The organism is Thiothrix winogradskyi (assembly GCF_021650935.1).
Lineage (GTDB): Bacteria > Pseudomonadota > Gammaproteobacteria > Thiotrichales > Thiotrichaceae > Thiothrix > Thiothrix winogradskyi.
On sequence record NZ_CP091244.1, the window covers coordinates 1,736,096 to 1,749,580 of the forward strand.

16 protein-coding genes are annotated in these 13,485 nt (G+C 51.4%); 10 read left to right on the forward strand and 6 right to left on the reverse strand.

The features are described from left to right. Positions 1–7 precede the first annotated feature (7 nt). Complete coding sequence (locus L2Y54_RS08850; protein ID WP_236501478.1) at positions 8–559, forward strand: hypothetical protein; 552 nt, start codon at positions 8–10, stop codon at positions 557–559. 42 nt (positions 560–601) lie between these two features. Beyond that, positions 602–1,198 (forward strand): type III secretion system inner membrane ring lipoprotein SctJ, encoded by a 597-nt coding sequence (gene sctJ, locus L2Y54_RS08855; protein WP_236501480.1) that lies wholly within the window; start codon positions 602–604, stop codon positions 1,196–1,198. A gap of 2 nt (positions 1,199–1,200) precedes the next feature. On the opposite strand, the gene L2Y54_RS08860 is transcribed toward sctJ, so the two are convergent. The 3 genes from L2Y54_RS08860 to hemH are packed head-to-tail and all read right to left on the reverse strand — an operon-like array spanning position 1,201 to position 3,955. After that, positions 1,201–2,112 (reverse strand): LpxL/LpxP family acyltransferase, encoded by a 912-nt coding sequence (locus tag L2Y54_RS08860; protein WP_236501481.1) that lies wholly within the window; start codon positions 2,110–2,112, stop codon positions 1,201–1,203. Further along, the gene (locus tag L2Y54_RS08865) at positions 2,109–2,849 is read right to left on the reverse strand and encodes a competence/damage-inducible protein A (protein WP_236501482.1); all 741 of its coding nucleotides are present in this window, start codon (positions 2,847–2,849) and stop codon (positions 2,109–2,111) included. The genes L2Y54_RS08860 and L2Y54_RS08865 overlap by 4 nt, the downstream gene beginning before the upstream one ends. Beyond that, on the reverse strand, positions 2,846–3,955 hold the full coding sequence (hemH, locus tag L2Y54_RS08870) for a ferrochelatase (protein ID WP_236501483.1): 1,110 nt from the start codon (positions 3,953–3,955) through the stop codon (positions 2,846–2,848). The genes L2Y54_RS08865 and hemH overlap by 4 nt, the downstream gene beginning before the upstream one ends. A 37-nt stretch (positions 3,956–3,992) precedes the next feature. On the opposite strand from hemH, the gene L2Y54_RS08875 reads away from it, so the two are divergent. Beyond that, positions 3,993–4,784 (forward strand): inositol monophosphatase family protein, encoded by a 792-nt coding sequence (locus L2Y54_RS08875; protein WP_236501484.1) that lies wholly within the window; start codon positions 3,993–3,995, stop codon positions 4,782–4,784. After that, complete coding sequence (gene murI, locus L2Y54_RS08880; protein WP_236501485.1) at positions 4,781–5,593, forward strand: glutamate racemase; 813 nt, start codon at positions 4,781–4,783, stop codon at positions 5,591–5,593. Before L2Y54_RS08875 ends, murI begins: the two co-directional genes overlap by 4 nt. 6 nt (positions 5,594–5,599) lie before the next feature. Here murI and L2Y54_RS08885 read toward each other — a convergent pair whose 3' ends face one another. Continuing rightward, positions 5,600–6,091 (reverse strand): FKBP-type peptidyl-prolyl cis-trans isomerase, encoded by a 492-nt coding sequence (locus L2Y54_RS08885; protein WP_236501486.1) that lies wholly within the window; start codon positions 6,089–6,091, stop codon positions 5,600–5,602. 147 nt (positions 6,092–6,238) lie between these two features. Here L2Y54_RS08885 and hldE point away from each other — a divergent pair, with 147 nt between their 5' ends. Together hldE and L2Y54_RS08895 are read left to right on the forward strand one after the other, a co-directional pair. Beyond that, positions 6,239–7,675, forward strand: coding sequence for a bifunctional D-glycero-beta-D-manno-heptose-7-phosphate kinase/D-glycero-beta-D-manno-heptose 1-phosphate adenylyltransferase HldE (gene hldE, locus L2Y54_RS08890; protein WP_236501487.1), 1,437 nt, complete (start codon positions 6,239–6,241; stop codon positions 7,673–7,675). Continuing rightward, complete coding sequence (locus tag L2Y54_RS08895; RefSeq protein ID WP_236501488.1) at positions 7,675–8,862, forward strand: FAD-dependent oxidoreductase; 1,188 nt, start codon at positions 7,675–7,677, stop codon at positions 8,860–8,862. The genes hldE and L2Y54_RS08895 overlap by 1 nt, the downstream gene beginning before the upstream one ends. Here L2Y54_RS08895 and L2Y54_RS08900 read toward each other — a convergent pair. Further along, positions 8,859–9,980: a S1C family serine protease gene (locus L2Y54_RS08900; protein WP_236501490.1), complete on the reverse strand. Its 1,122-nt coding sequence runs from the start codon at positions 9,978–9,980 to the stop codon at positions 8,859–8,861. The genes L2Y54_RS08895 and L2Y54_RS08900 overlap by 4 nt on opposite strands. Positions 9,981–9,983: 3 nt before the next feature. Beyond that, complete coding sequence (locus L2Y54_RS08905) at positions 9,984–10,925, reverse strand: esterase-like activity of phytase family protein (protein ID WP_236501492.1); 942 nt, start codon at positions 10,923–10,925, stop codon at positions 9,984–9,986. Between the two features lie 209 nt (positions 10,926–11,134). Between L2Y54_RS08905 and L2Y54_RS08910 the strand changes: the two genes are divergently transcribed. From L2Y54_RS08910 to L2Y54_RS08925, 4 genes are all read left to right on the forward strand, one after another. Beyond that, entirely contained in the window at positions 11,135–11,398 is a 264-nt protein-coding gene (locus L2Y54_RS08910) for a GlsB/YeaQ/YmgE family stress response membrane protein (protein WP_210225693.1), read from the forward strand. A gap of 70 nt (positions 11,399–11,468) precedes the next feature. After that, the gene (locus tag L2Y54_RS08915) at positions 11,469–12,392 is read left to right on the forward strand and encodes a restriction endonuclease (RefSeq protein ID WP_236501493.1); all 924 of its coding nucleotides are present in this window, start codon (positions 11,469–11,471) and stop codon (positions 12,390–12,392) included. A 69-nt stretch (positions 12,393–12,461) separates the two neighbouring features. After that, positions 12,462–12,749, forward strand: a complete 288-nt coding sequence (nadS, locus tag L2Y54_RS08920; RefSeq protein ID WP_236501494.1) for a NadS family protein — start codon at positions 12,462–12,464, stop codon at positions 12,747–12,749. Between the two features lie 96 nt (positions 12,750–12,845). Next, on the forward strand, positions 12,846–13,433 hold the full coding sequence (locus L2Y54_RS08925) for a hypothetical protein (RefSeq protein ID WP_236501495.1): 588 nt from the start codon (positions 12,846–12,848) through the stop codon (positions 13,431–13,433). Positions 13,434–13,485 lie beyond the last annotated feature (52 nt).

Below are 13,485 nucleotides of genomic sequence, written 5' to 3' on the forward strand. Positions count from 1 at the left end.
TAGGATCATGTTTGATGCGAGTACGTTAGTTAATCCTGTGATGCAGACGGGGAATTTACAACAGCAGTTGCCCGCTCCATCCGCGAATGATGTGATGCGTTTAGAAAATATTCTGACTCGAAGTCATAACGAAACTACGTCGGCTTCTATGCGGGATGCTCCTATCTTACAGATTCAAGAGCCTGTAACGACTGATTCGTTTGATTTCAAGCGTGTTATGTTGAATAAAATGGGTGAAATTGATCAGTCTTATCATGGCATGATGTCACAAATGTCTACGATGCCTAAGTTTTCAGCTTATCTTTCTGAAAAACAAGCAATTAGTGGTGGCGATGAGACACGTAGTTACCCTGAAGTAGGTAAAAGTGATAATCTGATTAAGCAAATTGAAGAGTCGACAAAAGCATCGGCCGAAAGCCTTTTAGCTTCTAGCGAATACAACCATGTACTCAGTCAGTGGGGAATTAAATCGCAGATGTGGATGGGTAAAATGAATATTGTGGTTGCTGCGGTTGGGCAAGTTTCTCAGGGTTTTAAGACGCTGTTCCAAGCAGGTTAATTTTAATTAACATTTGTCGCTAAAAGTCGGGAATATACGATAATGATAAATAAGACGTTTCGACATATTGCTATTGCTGTGGTATTAGTGCTTCTCACAGGTTGCAAAACAGAGCTTTACAGTAATTTAGCTGAAAATGATGCTAACTCGATGCTTTCGATTCTGTTAAATAATAAAATAGATTCTGAGAAAATTTTCGATAAAAAAGCAGGCGCTTATTTTCTGCATGTGGAAAAATCGCAAATTCCCCAAGCAGTACAACTGCTTAAACAACACGGCTATCCCAAAGAAAAAATTTCCACAGTCGGTGAGTTATTCAAAAAAGAAGGTTTGATTTCTTCCCCACTGGAAGAACGTACCCGTTTCATTTTCGCCTTATCGCAAAGTGTGCAAGAAACCTTGTCGCAAATTGACGGTGTGTTAGTCGCACGGGTACACGTGGTATTGCCTGAAAACAACCCGATTGATAAGGAAGTCAAGCCATCTTCTGCTTCGGTCTTCATCAAATACAATCCCGCTTACCGTTTGGAAGACATGAAATCAGACATTAAGTTGATCGTTGAGAAAAGCATTGAGGGTCTGACTTACGATAAAGTCTCCGTGGTGATGGTTCCAGCTCAGTTTTCGGCAACCAATTAATATTAGTAGACTGGCGGTTCGTCTGCTGGGCGGGTGCGGAATAGTTTTAGTACCCACATGTATTGTTCAGGGTATTCTGCGATAAGTGTTTGTAGCCCTGTGTTCAGGATTCGCGCATTCTGGGCTTCATCTTTACCGGGGAAATCGGGCAAGGGACTGCCGATGACAATCTCATAAGCGCCTTGTGCTGGATTAAAGAATGCCATGATCGGCAAAGCAACCGCTTTACCCAATTTTGTTAGTCGTGCCGGTGTGGTCAGCGTGGCTTTGGGAACGCCGAAAAATGGTGCGAACACGGAATGTTTGCTGCCATGATCTTCGTCCGGCAAAAAGAACATTAGGCGTCCGGGTTCCAGCGCTTTTACCAATTTCATCATGCCTTCTTCACGCGCTACCACGAATTCCACATCTTGCAGGCGACTGCGGGCAATCAGCCAGTTGATGACAGGGTTGCGAAACGGTTTGTACGAGCCGTAAGCGCGGTAATATTGCCCGATAGCAACCGGCGCGAATTCTAACCATACCGAATGACCTAGCATTAGGATGACATTCTGTCCGGCAGCAATGGCTTGATCGACGTGTTCACGCCCGCTAATGCGGGTGCGTTGGTAGACGTGGCTGCGGGCGCGGAAAAACAGCAGGCTGTAATCCAGCATGGCGTTGGCATATTCCTGTAAATGGCTTTGCGCCATTTGCTCACGTTGAAAGTCATTCAATGCGGGGAAGCACAAGCGCAAATTGCTTAACACGACTGCGCGGCGTTTGCGATTGTGGCGGTAAATCCAGTTGCCCAAGTGTCTGCCAAGCCAGCGGCGGGCTTGCCAAGGCAGCCAAGCTATTCCGGCAAATACCCCAACGCCTGCCCAAGTGAGCCAGTGTTGGGGCGCGAGTAATTGGCGCGGGAATGTGGTCACGCTTGTGGTTCGCAATGGATGTTATCAGCCAACATTCGTGCTGCAAACCAAGTAGCAGCAGGGGCGACATCAGCAGCACGACCTTTGATCTCGAAGTCGATTTTGCGGCGTTCAACCGTGCTCGGCAGGCTGGAAATGCGCACGGCAGGAAAGGTTCTGAGCAGTTCTTCCATCATCGGGATCAGTTCGCTTTCTTGTACCGAGTGCAGTGTCCAGCGTTGTTCAATCGGCGGGGCGGTGTCGAAATACTGTGCGTAGTACGTGTCTAGCGCCCACTCGACCATTGGCCATGCCATATTAGGAAAGCCGGGTACAAAGTGGTGATGTTGCAGTTTGAAACCGGGAATTTGGTTGATGGGGTTGGGAATTAAACTTGCACCGTCGGGCAGTTCGCTCATGCGAATGCGATTGGGGTAAGCCTCTTCCCCGAAGCGCCCTTCGATCAGGGCAACGGCTTGCGGGTGGCGCAAGAGTTTGACACCCGCCGCAGCGGCAGCCGCTTGGCGGGTTAAATCGTCGGGGGTTGCGCCAATACCGCCGAAGCTGAACACAATGTCGTCACTCTGCATGGTTTCACGCAGGGTTTGCAGCAATAAATCCCAATCGTCGCCGATCATGCGTACCCACGCCAGCGCTAAGCCGCGTGCTTTGAGGAAGCTCATGACTTGCGGCAGGTGTTTGTCTTGGCGCAAACCACTGAGCAATTCGTCACCGATGAGGATTAGCCCGACTTTCATTTTTTTGCCCCTTTAGCAGTAGCGTTTTGTAAGGTCTGTTCGGCTTGTTGTTGTGAAATCTCTAACCAGTTGGGCGAGGTTTCTGCCCAGCCGACGGTATGTTGCTGGATAATGTCGGCAAGTGCCTGAATGTGGTCAGGATTGGCATTGAGCGCGGGGATGTAGTGGTAAGTTTCTCCGCCTGCGTGTTGGAAATATTCGCGGTTTTCTTCGCGGATTTCTTCCAACGTTTCGAGGCAGTCGGCAGCAAAACCGGGGCAAATTACGTCAACGTGTTTGATGCCTTCACCCGGCAAGGCTTGCATGGTTTTGTCGGTGTAAGGTTGCAGCCATTCGGCTTTGCCGAAGCGTGATTGGAAGGTGACGCGCCATTCGTTGGGGCGCAGGTTGAGTTCTTCCGCCAGTAAGCGTGCGGTTTTATGGCATTCGCAGTGGTAGGGGTCGCCGAGCACCAGGTTGCGTTTGGGGATACCGTGGAAGGACATGAGAAGTAATTGTCCGCGTGGGTGGTTGTCCCAGTGAGCCAGTACGCTGTTGGCGAGCGCTTTGATGTAGCCGGGGTGATCGTGGTAGTGATTGACGAGGCGCAGTTCGGGCATCCAGCGCCAGTGCTTGAGTTCGTCGAATACTTTATCGAAGGTGGTGGCGTTGGTGGCGGCGCAATATTGGGGGTAGAGCGGTAATACCAACACACGCCGCGCTCCGGCTTCCTTGAGTTTTAGCAAGGTGTCAGGGATGGAGGGGTTGCCGTAGCGCATCGCTAAGGCGATTTTTACCGGCCCGTTGAAGCGGATTTCCATCTCTTTCTGGAGCGCTTTTTGTTGTTGCAGGGAAATGCTCATCAGCGGTGAGCCGTCTTCCGTCCACACGGTTTTGTATTTTTCGGCACTTTTGGCGGGGCGGGTGTTGAGGATAATGCCATGCAGGATGACGTTCCAGATAATTCGGGGAATTTCCACGACACGCGGGTCAGAGAGGAACTCTTTCAGGTAACGGCGTAACGCTGCTTTGTCGGGCGCGTCGGGTGTGCCTAAGTTGGTGATCAAAATACCGGTGCATTCTGATTTTCCGTGGAAATAGTCTTTTTCATTGAGAAATCGGCTCATGGTATCATCCTTTATTTTCCGGCTTGAAGGATAAACCATGTTGCCTGACCTGCAAACACTGACACAGATGATACGTGATATTGCACGCGAGGAAATTTTACCGCGTTTCGAGCATGTGGGGTTTGCGGTAAAGCAAGACGGCAGTTTGCTGACAGAAGCGGATTTGGCAACGAATCAGCGTATTGCGGCGTTTTTGGCTCAGAATTGGCCTGAGATTGCGTTTTTGAGTGAGGAAATGGAGCGCGAGGAACAGGAGCGTTTGCTGCGGGAAGCCGATGCACTGTGGTGCCTGGACCCGTTGGATGGTACGAGCAATTTTGCGGCGGGTATTCCGTTATTTGCGGTCTCACTGGCGTTGTTTCAGCGTGGTGAGGTGGTGCTGGCGCTGACTTACGATCCGGTGCGTGATGAAATGTTTACCGCGCAACGCGGGCAGGGGGCATGGCTGAATGGTAAGCCCTTGCGTTGTCAAACCAGTGCGTTTCAGTTGCGTAATGCGGTGGCGATTGTGGATTTCAAACGTTTGTCACCGGCGTTGAAGCAAGCCTTGATGACGAGTCCGCCCTATGGTTCGCAGCGTAATTTGGGCAGTTGTGTGTTGGAATGGGCGTGGATGGCGGCGAATCGTGGCAATCTGTATTTACATGGCGGCATGAAGTTGTGGGATTTGGCAGCGGGTTCGCTGATCTTGGCGGAAGCGGGGGGCTATGCCGCGACCTTGCAGGGTGAGCCAGTGTTCGTCGCTGCGTTAGCGCCGCGTTCGGTGGTGATTTCGCCTGATCCGGTGTTGTTTGCGGCGTGGTTGGGTTATTTACAGGCGCAGCAGTGAACGCGGCACGGCACACACAGCCCATTGGGGTATTCGATTCGGGTTTGGGGGGGATTTCGGTTTTGCGTGAAATTCACCGCCTGTTGCCTGCGGAACATCTGATTTACGTGGCGGATTCGGCTCATGCGCCTTACGGGGCAAAAACCTCGGATTACATCCGGGCGCGTAGCAAGCAGGTGGCGGATTTTTTGCTGGAACAAGATGTTAAAGTGTTGGTGGTGGCGTGTAATACGGCGACGGTTCATGCGGTCGCGTATTTGCGTGAAACCTTGCCGATTCCGGTGGTGGGGATTGAGCCTGCGGTGAAACCCGCCGCACGCTTGACGCAAACCGGGGTGATTGGGGTGTTAGCCACGCAACAAACGGTGAATAGCCCGCGTTTGCAGCATTTGATTCGCGATTATGCCAGTGGTGTGCGGGTGATTACGCAAGCCTGCCCCGGTTTGGTGGAGCATGTGGAGGCGGGGGATTTTAGTAGCACGGCAGTACGCCAGTTGCTCAAGCATTATACCTTACCCCTGTTAGATGCGGGAGTGGATACCTTGGTGTTGGGGTGTACGCATTACCCGTTTCTGGCGGAAGCGCTAGTGGATGTTACCCACGGCAAGATGACCATCTTGGAAACCAGTACACCAGTGACGCACCAATTGATGCGGGTGTTGGAACAAGAAGGTTTACGCTGCCCGCAAACAGGGCAGGGCAGCGTGCAATTCTTTTCCAGTAAAGCCGATCAGCAGCATGTGAACAGCATCCAAACTTTATGGCGACACCGGGTCGCGGTGAAGTTATTGCCGGATGTTTACCGCTGAACGGGTTTAGTGGTGGTGATGACCGCCTTCGCCGTGAGCGTGACCATGAGCCACTTCTTCTTCAGACGCAGTGCGTACATTGAGGATAGTCACATCAAAGGTCAGGGTTACGCCTGCAAGCGGGTGATTGGCGTCGATGGTCACGCTATTGGCATCCACGGCAGCGATGCGAATCGTTTGATTGCCTGCGCCGGTTTGGGCGTGAAACTCGGCACCCGCGAAGATTTGTTCCTCAGGAATGCCTGCAAACATGTTGCGCGGGACTTGTTGAGTCATGCGTTCGTCGTATTCGCCATAGGCTTCGGCAGGTGGCACAGTGACCACTAAGCTGTCGTTGGCTTGTTTGCCGGTTAACTGTTTTTCCAGCCCCGGAATAATATTGTCAGCACCGTGCAGGTAGGCGAATGGCTGGGCAGCGTCCGCTTGATCGAGTACTTGACCTTGGTCGTCGGTGAGGGTGTAGGTCATAGTGACCACGGTGTGTTGTGCGATTTGCATCGGTTTTCCTTAGAGTAAAGAGACTATTGGGGTTATATATCGGTAGTTTGGTGTCAAGTATGGCTTGGCTAGGAAATTTTTCAAGTGCAGGAATGGAACGTGATAAACTTTCCCACTGCTTTTTCTGGTTTTATGTGAAAAATAACGATGAGCTTACAAATTCCTCCTTTTGAACGGGCGCGGGTATTGGTGGTCGGCGATGTGATGTTGGATCGCTATTGGTCGGGTCAAACCTCGCGCATTTCCCCCGAAGCCCCGGTTCCGGTGGTGCATGTCAAAGCCAATGAAGAACGCCCAGGTGGTGCGGCAAACGTGGCGTTAAACATTGCCAGCCTTGGTGGGCAGGCGGTGTTGCTGGGCTATGTGGGCAATGATGAGGCGGGCAGGTCGCTGGCGAATACCTTACAAGCGCGTGGGGTGCAAACCCATTTTGTGGCGCTGGATAATGCGCCGACGATTACCAAGTTACGGGTGTTGAGTCGGCATCAGCAGTTGATTCGCTTGGATTTTGAGGAGGGGTTTGCGGGGCAAGATCATGCGCAACTCTTCAACCAATTCAGCGCGTTGTTGGCAGCGGCTGATGTGGTGGTGCTGTCCGATTACCGCAAAGGGACGCTGGAGCGGGCGCGGGAATTGATTGCGTTGGCGCAAGCAGCCGGTAAGCCGGTGGTGGTTGACCCCAAAGCGCAGGATTTTGCGACGTATCAAGGGGCAACGGTGATTACGCCGAATCTGGCTGAATTCCGTGAAGCCGTGGGCGAATGGACGGATGAGGCGGACTTGGTGCAACGTGGGCAGGCATTGCTGACGCGATGTGAGTTGGGGAATCTGTTGCTCACTCGCAGTGAACAGGGCATGACGTTATTGCGGCATGAGTTTGCGCCATACAACTTGCCGACCCGTGCGCGTGAAGTGTTTGACGTGACCGGGGCAGGGGATACCGTGGTGGCGGTGTTGGCGGCAAGCATGGCAGCGGGTTTGCCGATTGAGCAGGCGATGGGGTTGGCAAATCTTGCAGCAGGGATTGTGGTTGGCAAAGTGGGGACGGCGACGGTTAGCGTGCCTGAATTGCACAAAGCCTTGCAGCAACACCATGCACAGGTGAAAGGCGTGGTCAGTGAGGCACAATTGCTGGCGGCGGTGCAGGAGGCGCGTATCCACGGCGAACGGATTGTGATGACCAACGGTTGTTTCGACATTTTGCACGTTGGGCATGTGACGTATTTGGAAGAAGCCCGCAAGCTTGGCGACCGTTTGATTGTGGCGGTGAATACCGATGAATCGGTGCGAGCGTTGAAAGGTCCGACACGCCCGGTGAATACCATGGCAAACCGAATGCGGATGTTGGCGGCGTTGGCGTGTGTCGATTGGGTAGTGGATTTCAGCGAAGACACGCCCGAACGTTTGATTTGCGCGGTTAAACCGGATTTGCTGGTGAAAGGTGGGGATAACGATCCGCAGAAAATTCCTGGCAATCGTTGCGTGTGGGATAACGGTGGTGATGTGGTGGTGCTGAGTTTTGTGGATGGGGTGTCGACGACTAACACGATTGCACGGATTCAGGGTATGGAGAAAGAAGCGTAATGCAGGTTGATGTTCTGATCGTTGGTGGCGGCATTGCCGGGTTATGGTTGCTGGCGGAATTGCGTGCGCAAGGCGTTAATGCGCTGTTAGCCACGGATGAATTGGGTAAGGGGCAAACCATTGCATCGCAAGGCATTATTCACGGTGGAACCAAATACGCGCTGACTGGCAAGGTGACGGGGGCAACCTTGGCGATTGGCGATATGCCGCGCTTGTGGCGGGCTGCTCTCAATGGCGAAGGTGCGGTCGATTTGCGCAAGGTTAACGTATTGGCGGAATCGCAATTGTTGTGGACATCGGGCGGACTCGGTTCACGCATGACCGGCTTTTTTGCCAGCAAAGCGATGCAAAGCCGGATGGAGGCTGTGCCACGCGACGCTTACCCCGAACTATTCCGGCATTCTGAATTTCACGGCGGTTTGTATCGCTTGGATGAACCGGTGTTGGATGTGCCGTCATTGCTGGAAACGTTGCGTGAACGGTTGACGGATGCGTTGGTGCAGGTGGATGTGCAACGTTCGGGGTTGCAGCCCGCACACAATGGTTATGGTTATCAGGCAGTGTTGCCTAACGGTCAGGTGCTGGCGATTACCGCGCCGCAAATCATTTTGACCGCAGGGGCAGGTAACGAGGCACTATTGACCAGTATTGCCTGCCGTTGTCAGCCGCCACCGCTGCTTCCTAAGATGCAACGTCGCCCCTTGCAAATGGTGATGGTGCGCGGCAATTTGCCGCTGCTTTACGCCCATGCTTTGGGGATGAGTGATAAGCCACGCGCTACGATTACGTCACATCGGGATAAGCACGGCAAGACAGTGTGGTATATCGGCGGGCAACCGGCAGAGCAGGGCGTGGGCAAACCTGCGGCTGAGGTGATTGCTGCCACCCGGCATGAAATGGCGCAACTGTTACCGTGGGTCGATTTTGGGGGAATGGAATGGTCAACCTGGCTGGTTGACCGGGCGGAAGGTTGCCAGCCGGATGGTGGTCGTCCTGATCAGCCGATGGTGCAGCGCTTTGCGAATGTGACGGTGGCGTGGCCGACCAAATTGGCGTTTGCACCGATGTTAGCCGCACGTTTGCGCACGGAGCTGGGGATGCTGGCAAGCGCAGAGGCTTCACTCGATATTGCTGTTGAGCCGTTGCCTACACCCCCGGTTGCTACCAGTATTTGGGATATGGGTTAACGGAATAATGAGAGCGTCACTTCGACCTCCAGTGCTTGGTGACCTTCACGCAATAAACTAACCTTTACCTTGCTGTGACGTGGGTAGTTATCCAAAAGTTTGTTTAATTCGTTGATATTGTTAACGGGCTGCCCGTCAAGCGCTTGAATGATGTCACCCAAAATCAGGTCATCGTTTGCGGTCAGTTTGGTTTCACGAATGCCCGCGAGTGCCGCAGGTGTATTGGGTTGCACCCGTAGCGCTAATACCCCTTGTGTGTTCAATTTAGCCGTAATGCGCTCACTGATATTGTCATCCATCACCACTCCCAACACAGGGCGCGTGTAACGCCCGTCTTTGACTAGGCGCGGCACTACCCGGTTCACCACATCCACGGGAATGGCAAAACCAATCCCCGCAGAAGCACCGGAGGGGCTGTAAATAGCGACGTTGACCCCAATCAAACGTCCAGCACTGTCCAGCAAGGGGCCGCCGGAGTTGCCGGGGTTAATGGCGGCATCGGTTTGAATCAAACCATCCATGCTGCCACCTTCTTCCGCATCAATGCTGCGGCGTAATGCCGAAATAATGCCCGACGTTAAGGTGTGATCAAGACCAAAAGGATTGCCAATCGCTAATACATTTTGCCCAACGTGCAAATCACTGCTGCTGCCAATTTGCACGGGCGGTGGGGCATCTGCCATGTCACGCAGGCGTAATACGGCTAAATCGTGTTCAGGACTGGCACCGACAACATCGGCTTCAAAAACGCGCTGGTCAGCAAACCGAATCTTGGCGGTGTCATGACCTTCGACTACGTGGTAATTGGTGACGATATGTCCTGCATTGTCCCAGACGAACCCGGTTCCCGTGCCTTGTGGAATTTCACGAATATTACGGCTCCACAAGTTCAATACCCGCTCCACGGTGGTGATGTAGACCACGGAAGGGCTGTTGCGCTCAAAAATGGCAATGGTGGCTTGCTCATCCGCCGCCAAATCACCACGCGCAGTGACGGTACGCGGCTGATTCCCCGCCGTTTCTTGAAACCACGGAACCCATACCGGTTGCGCGACCCACAGCAAGAGCACTGCCAGCAATACCCACAAAAACAACGCCAGTGAACGGTTTCCATTCATAAATTATGGCTTCCCTAAGTCGAGGGTGAACAGGGTCAGCGTGGTGGGCAGAAAATCTTCATTGCCATCATCGCCGACCATCAAATACTGATTGCCCTGAATATGGGTCAACCCCTCGTAATTATCAACCAGCAAATGACTCGATAACACTTTCAGGTCTTGCAGCGTACACGCCTGATCTTTGGAACATTGTTGGAAATCCAAATAACGCAAGCTCACCACCAATGGGTTGGGAAACCCTGACCAGGCGCGTTCCATCACCAATAAATTACCATTGGGTAAGACTTCCATCGCACTGATACCGCTATTTGTCGCGGGGTAAGCCATGAACGACCATTGCTGCCCTTTGGTCGAGTACAAGGTGTGCAAATTGCGTGGTTGACCTTTGAGTGGCATTTCCGGGGCGGTTATAAAGCCGTAACGTGGATGAAAAGTGACGGATTCCAGTGAGTTATTACCGTGTTGATAGGCGTTTTTGTCGTCCAACTCTGCCGGTAAGCTAATGTTTTTAATCGCTTGGCCTTGTGGGGTAAACCGAATAATGCGTGGAATGCCCTCAAATGCAATCACGAGTTGCGAATCACCGGTTTTGCCATTATTGGCATTCATCAAGGTTAAACCTTCAGAATCGCGACGACCTTTTTTAATGCGTTCACCGTCCTTATCCATGAGGTTGGCGGCATACACTGCTTCAGCCGCAGTCAGGCGATTGCCTTGGATGTCGAGTTTGAAGTGAAAAATGGCTCCTTTGTCGGAAATGGCGTAGAGCAATTGCTCATCCTGATCCCAGACTAAACCCGATAGTTCACTGATTTTGATGCCATTCACTGTATGCGGTGGAATCACCAAGCTGTTCTGCACTTCCAAAACAGGCGTTGCATTCACATTGACAGACATCAACATTGTCTGCATCAGTAGCAATAACAATAATCCAAAACGCATCATGCTGACTCCTCATCCTTTATTGGCAAATGAATGCACGCAGCATCTTAATGACCTCCGCATGTACTGTAAACCTGTCATTCGTCAGATGATCACTACCGTTAATAATTCCAATAAATACAATCAGATGATTAATCTTGAAATTAGCACCTATACTGTTTTTGGCAGTTGCCGAAATACATAAATTTACCACGGTTTAAAGGAGTCTACTTATGGGTGCGGAGATTACTCAAATTCTAGTCATGTTGGGCATTGGTGCGGTCGCTGGTTGGCTGGCTGGTATCATCATGAAAGGTGCAGGTTTCGGTCTGATTGGTAACATCATTGTGGGGATCGTTGGCTCGGTCATTGGCACGTTCGTAGGTGGTCTCTTGTCTGTAAACTTGGGTGTTGGTCCATTGTTGGGAACCCTGATTTGGGCGGTGATTGGTGCGGTCATCTTGTTGTTCATTATCGGCTTGGTGAAACGCGCATAGCCTTTCCAGACACGTTTTGTCATACTCGAACGCCGCTTATTTCAGAGCGGCGTTTTTGTTGGTGAACCCCATGCCGATACCCGATTATCAAACCTTGATGCGCCCTTTGTTGCAACTGGCAGCCGATGGGCAAGAACACAAATTACGCGATGCGACGCTCACTCTTGCCGAACAATTTCAACTGAACGAAGCCGAACGCTCCGCCATTTTGCCCAGTGGCACGCAATCGGTGTTTGGTAATCGGGTAGGGTGGGCGCGTTCCTACCTCAAGCAAGCGGGGGCGCTGTATTCGCCGCGCCGTGGCTGTTTTGTGATTACCCCGCGTGGGCTGCAATTGCTCAAGGCCAATCCGCACAGCATCCGCATTGCTACGCTGGCAGCATTCCCCGAATTTCAAGATTTTAAAAACCGCCGACACGTCACTAAGACCGAGAGCGGGCAAACGCTGGACATGGATTCGGATATTATTTTCGACGATACCCCCGAAGACATCCTCGCCTCCGCCCACCGTTTGTTATGCCGCAATCTTGAGCAGGAAGTGCTGGAAACCGTTAAAGAAGCTTCGCCGACCTTCTTTGAAAAACTGGTGGTCGATTTGCTCATCAAAATGGGTTACGGCGGCAACCGTCAGGATGCGGGTCGAGCCATTGGCAAAAGCGGCGACGGCGGCATTGACGGCATCATCAACGAAGACCGCTTGGGCGTGGATGTGCTTTACATGCAAGCCAAACGTTGGGAAGCGACGGTGGGTCGCCCTGAAATTCAGAAATTTGCGGGCGCGTTGCAGGGGCAGCGGGCGAAGAAAGGGATTTTCATGACGACCTCCAACTTTTCCCGTGAGGCTAAAGAGTATGCCCGCTCGATTGAGACGCGGATTATTTTGATTGACGGGGAAAAGCTCGCGGCGTTGATGGTGGAATACAATGTGGGCGTATCGGTGGTGGAACATTACGAGGTGAAGAAAGTGGATACGGATTATTTTGAGGGTGGGTAATTTCCAAAGAACGTAACGATCTAGCAAAATTCACAACAACTTTGATCAAACACTATGGAGAGCAGCAACATGGGTAACGCATTCGCCAGCATCAAGCAAGGCTTGGAAGAAGCCATCACTTTCGCAAAAGGCAACTGCCCACAAGCAAAAGTGCATCAGTTTTCACCTGTTGATGTGAAAAACGTCCGCGCAAAAGTCGGTATGACTCAGGTGGAATTTGCAGCAACTTTTGGTATCAGTGTCAGCACTTTGCGCCATTGGGAGCGCGGGGATCGTACTCCGCACGGTGCAGCACGGGTATTGCTGCATGTGGTGGCAAAAGAACCGCAAGCCGTACTACGAGCATTGGCTCAGTAACGCAAATGACAGCATTATTTTACTTATCATAAACTGTACAAATAGACCGTTTTCGCAGCATAATGGCGACGTCTATAATCTGCTCAAGGAATGTCCATGCGCGAATACCTTTACCCTGCTCACCCCTGCAACGATTGGTTTCAAATCAAAGTAATTGACGCATGGCAAACTAGTGGGAAGCCTTTTTTTGCTTTTTCATTCTGCAAATACACCCCTCATGCATTAATTAATAACGAGAATAACCATAATGACCAACAACCTTTCTGGCTTTATATTTATTACTCAGATAGGAAAATTAGAGAAGGTGTAACAGACGGATGGTGTGATGATGAAGATTCAAGAGTAGCCATGCAGGTAGAACACCGCATTCGAGTACTAACATTCACACCCGGAAATCACAATCCCTATGCTTCTACTGATACCCATGATTCATCACCTTGTGATCATGGAGAAGAAAAAATTTGGTTCAAATGCGACAAGGTTGAAAAGGTTAAGAAATTAAACTCATCTGGTCAACTTGTGAACTTAGCTCTTCACGATTTTCAACATGCACTAGACCCACAAAAATCCGTAGGGCAGGCAATGATCACGTCAATTGTACCCGTATGCAGAAAATCACCATTGATTATACGCAAGTCTTGGCAGTATACAGATGAGCCTGCAAGTTGTAGCTCACAACCTTGATCAGCAAAAACGCCGCCTGTTGAGGCGGCGTTTCTCTTTCAGCACAAAAGAG

Excerpts from the sequence above, each read along its gene's own strand:
- L2Y54_RS08915 (WP_236501493.1), top strand. The coding sequence starts at position 11,469 with ATGCCGATACCCGATTATCAAACCTTGATGCGCCCTTTGTTGCAACTG.
- L2Y54_RS08900 (WP_236501490.1), bottom strand. The coding sequence starts at position 9,980 with ATGAATGGAAACCGTTCACTGGCGTTGTTTTTGTGGGTATTGCTGGCA.
- L2Y54_RS08925 (WP_236501495.1), top strand. The coding sequence starts at position 12,846 with ATGCGCGAATACCTTTACCCTGCTCACCCCTGCAACGATTGGTTTCAA.
- hemH (WP_236501483.1), bottom strand. The coding sequence starts at position 3,955 with ATGAGCCGATTTCTCAATGAAAAAGACTATTTCCACGGAAAATCAGAA.
- sctJ (WP_236501480.1), top strand. The coding sequence starts at position 602 with ATGATAAATAAGACGTTTCGACATATTGCTATTGCTGTGGTATTAGTG.
- L2Y54_RS08905 (WP_236501492.1), bottom strand. The coding sequence starts at position 10,925 with ATGATGCGTTTTGGATTATTGTTATTGCTACTGATGCAGACAATGTTG.
- L2Y54_RS08850 (WP_236501478.1), top strand. The coding sequence starts at position 8 with ATGTTTGATGCGAGTACGTTAGTTAATCCTGTGATGCAGACGGGGAAT.
- L2Y54_RS08895 (WP_236501488.1), top strand. The coding sequence starts at position 7,675 with ATGCAGGTTGATGTTCTGATCGTTGGTGGCGGCATTGCCGGGTTATGG.
- L2Y54_RS08885 (WP_236501486.1), bottom strand. The coding sequence starts at position 6,091 with ATGCAAATCGCACAACACACCGTGGTCACTATGACCTACACCCTCACC.
- L2Y54_RS08910 (WP_210225693.1), top strand. The coding sequence starts at position 11,135 with ATGGGTGCGGAGATTACTCAAATTCTAGTCATGTTGGGCATTGGTGCG.
- nadS (WP_236501494.1), top strand. The coding sequence starts at position 12,462 with ATGGGTAACGCATTCGCCAGCATCAAGCAAGGCTTGGAAGAAGCCATC.
- L2Y54_RS08875 (WP_236501484.1), top strand. The coding sequence starts at position 3,993 with ATGTTGCCTGACCTGCAAACACTGACACAGATGATACGTGATATTGCA.
- hldE (WP_236501487.1), top strand. The coding sequence starts at position 6,239 with ATGAGCTTACAAATTCCTCCTTTTGAACGGGCGCGGGTATTGGTGGTC.
- L2Y54_RS08865 (WP_236501482.1), bottom strand. The coding sequence starts at position 2,849 with ATGAAAGTCGGGCTAATCCTCATCGGTGACGAATTGCTCAGTGGTTTG.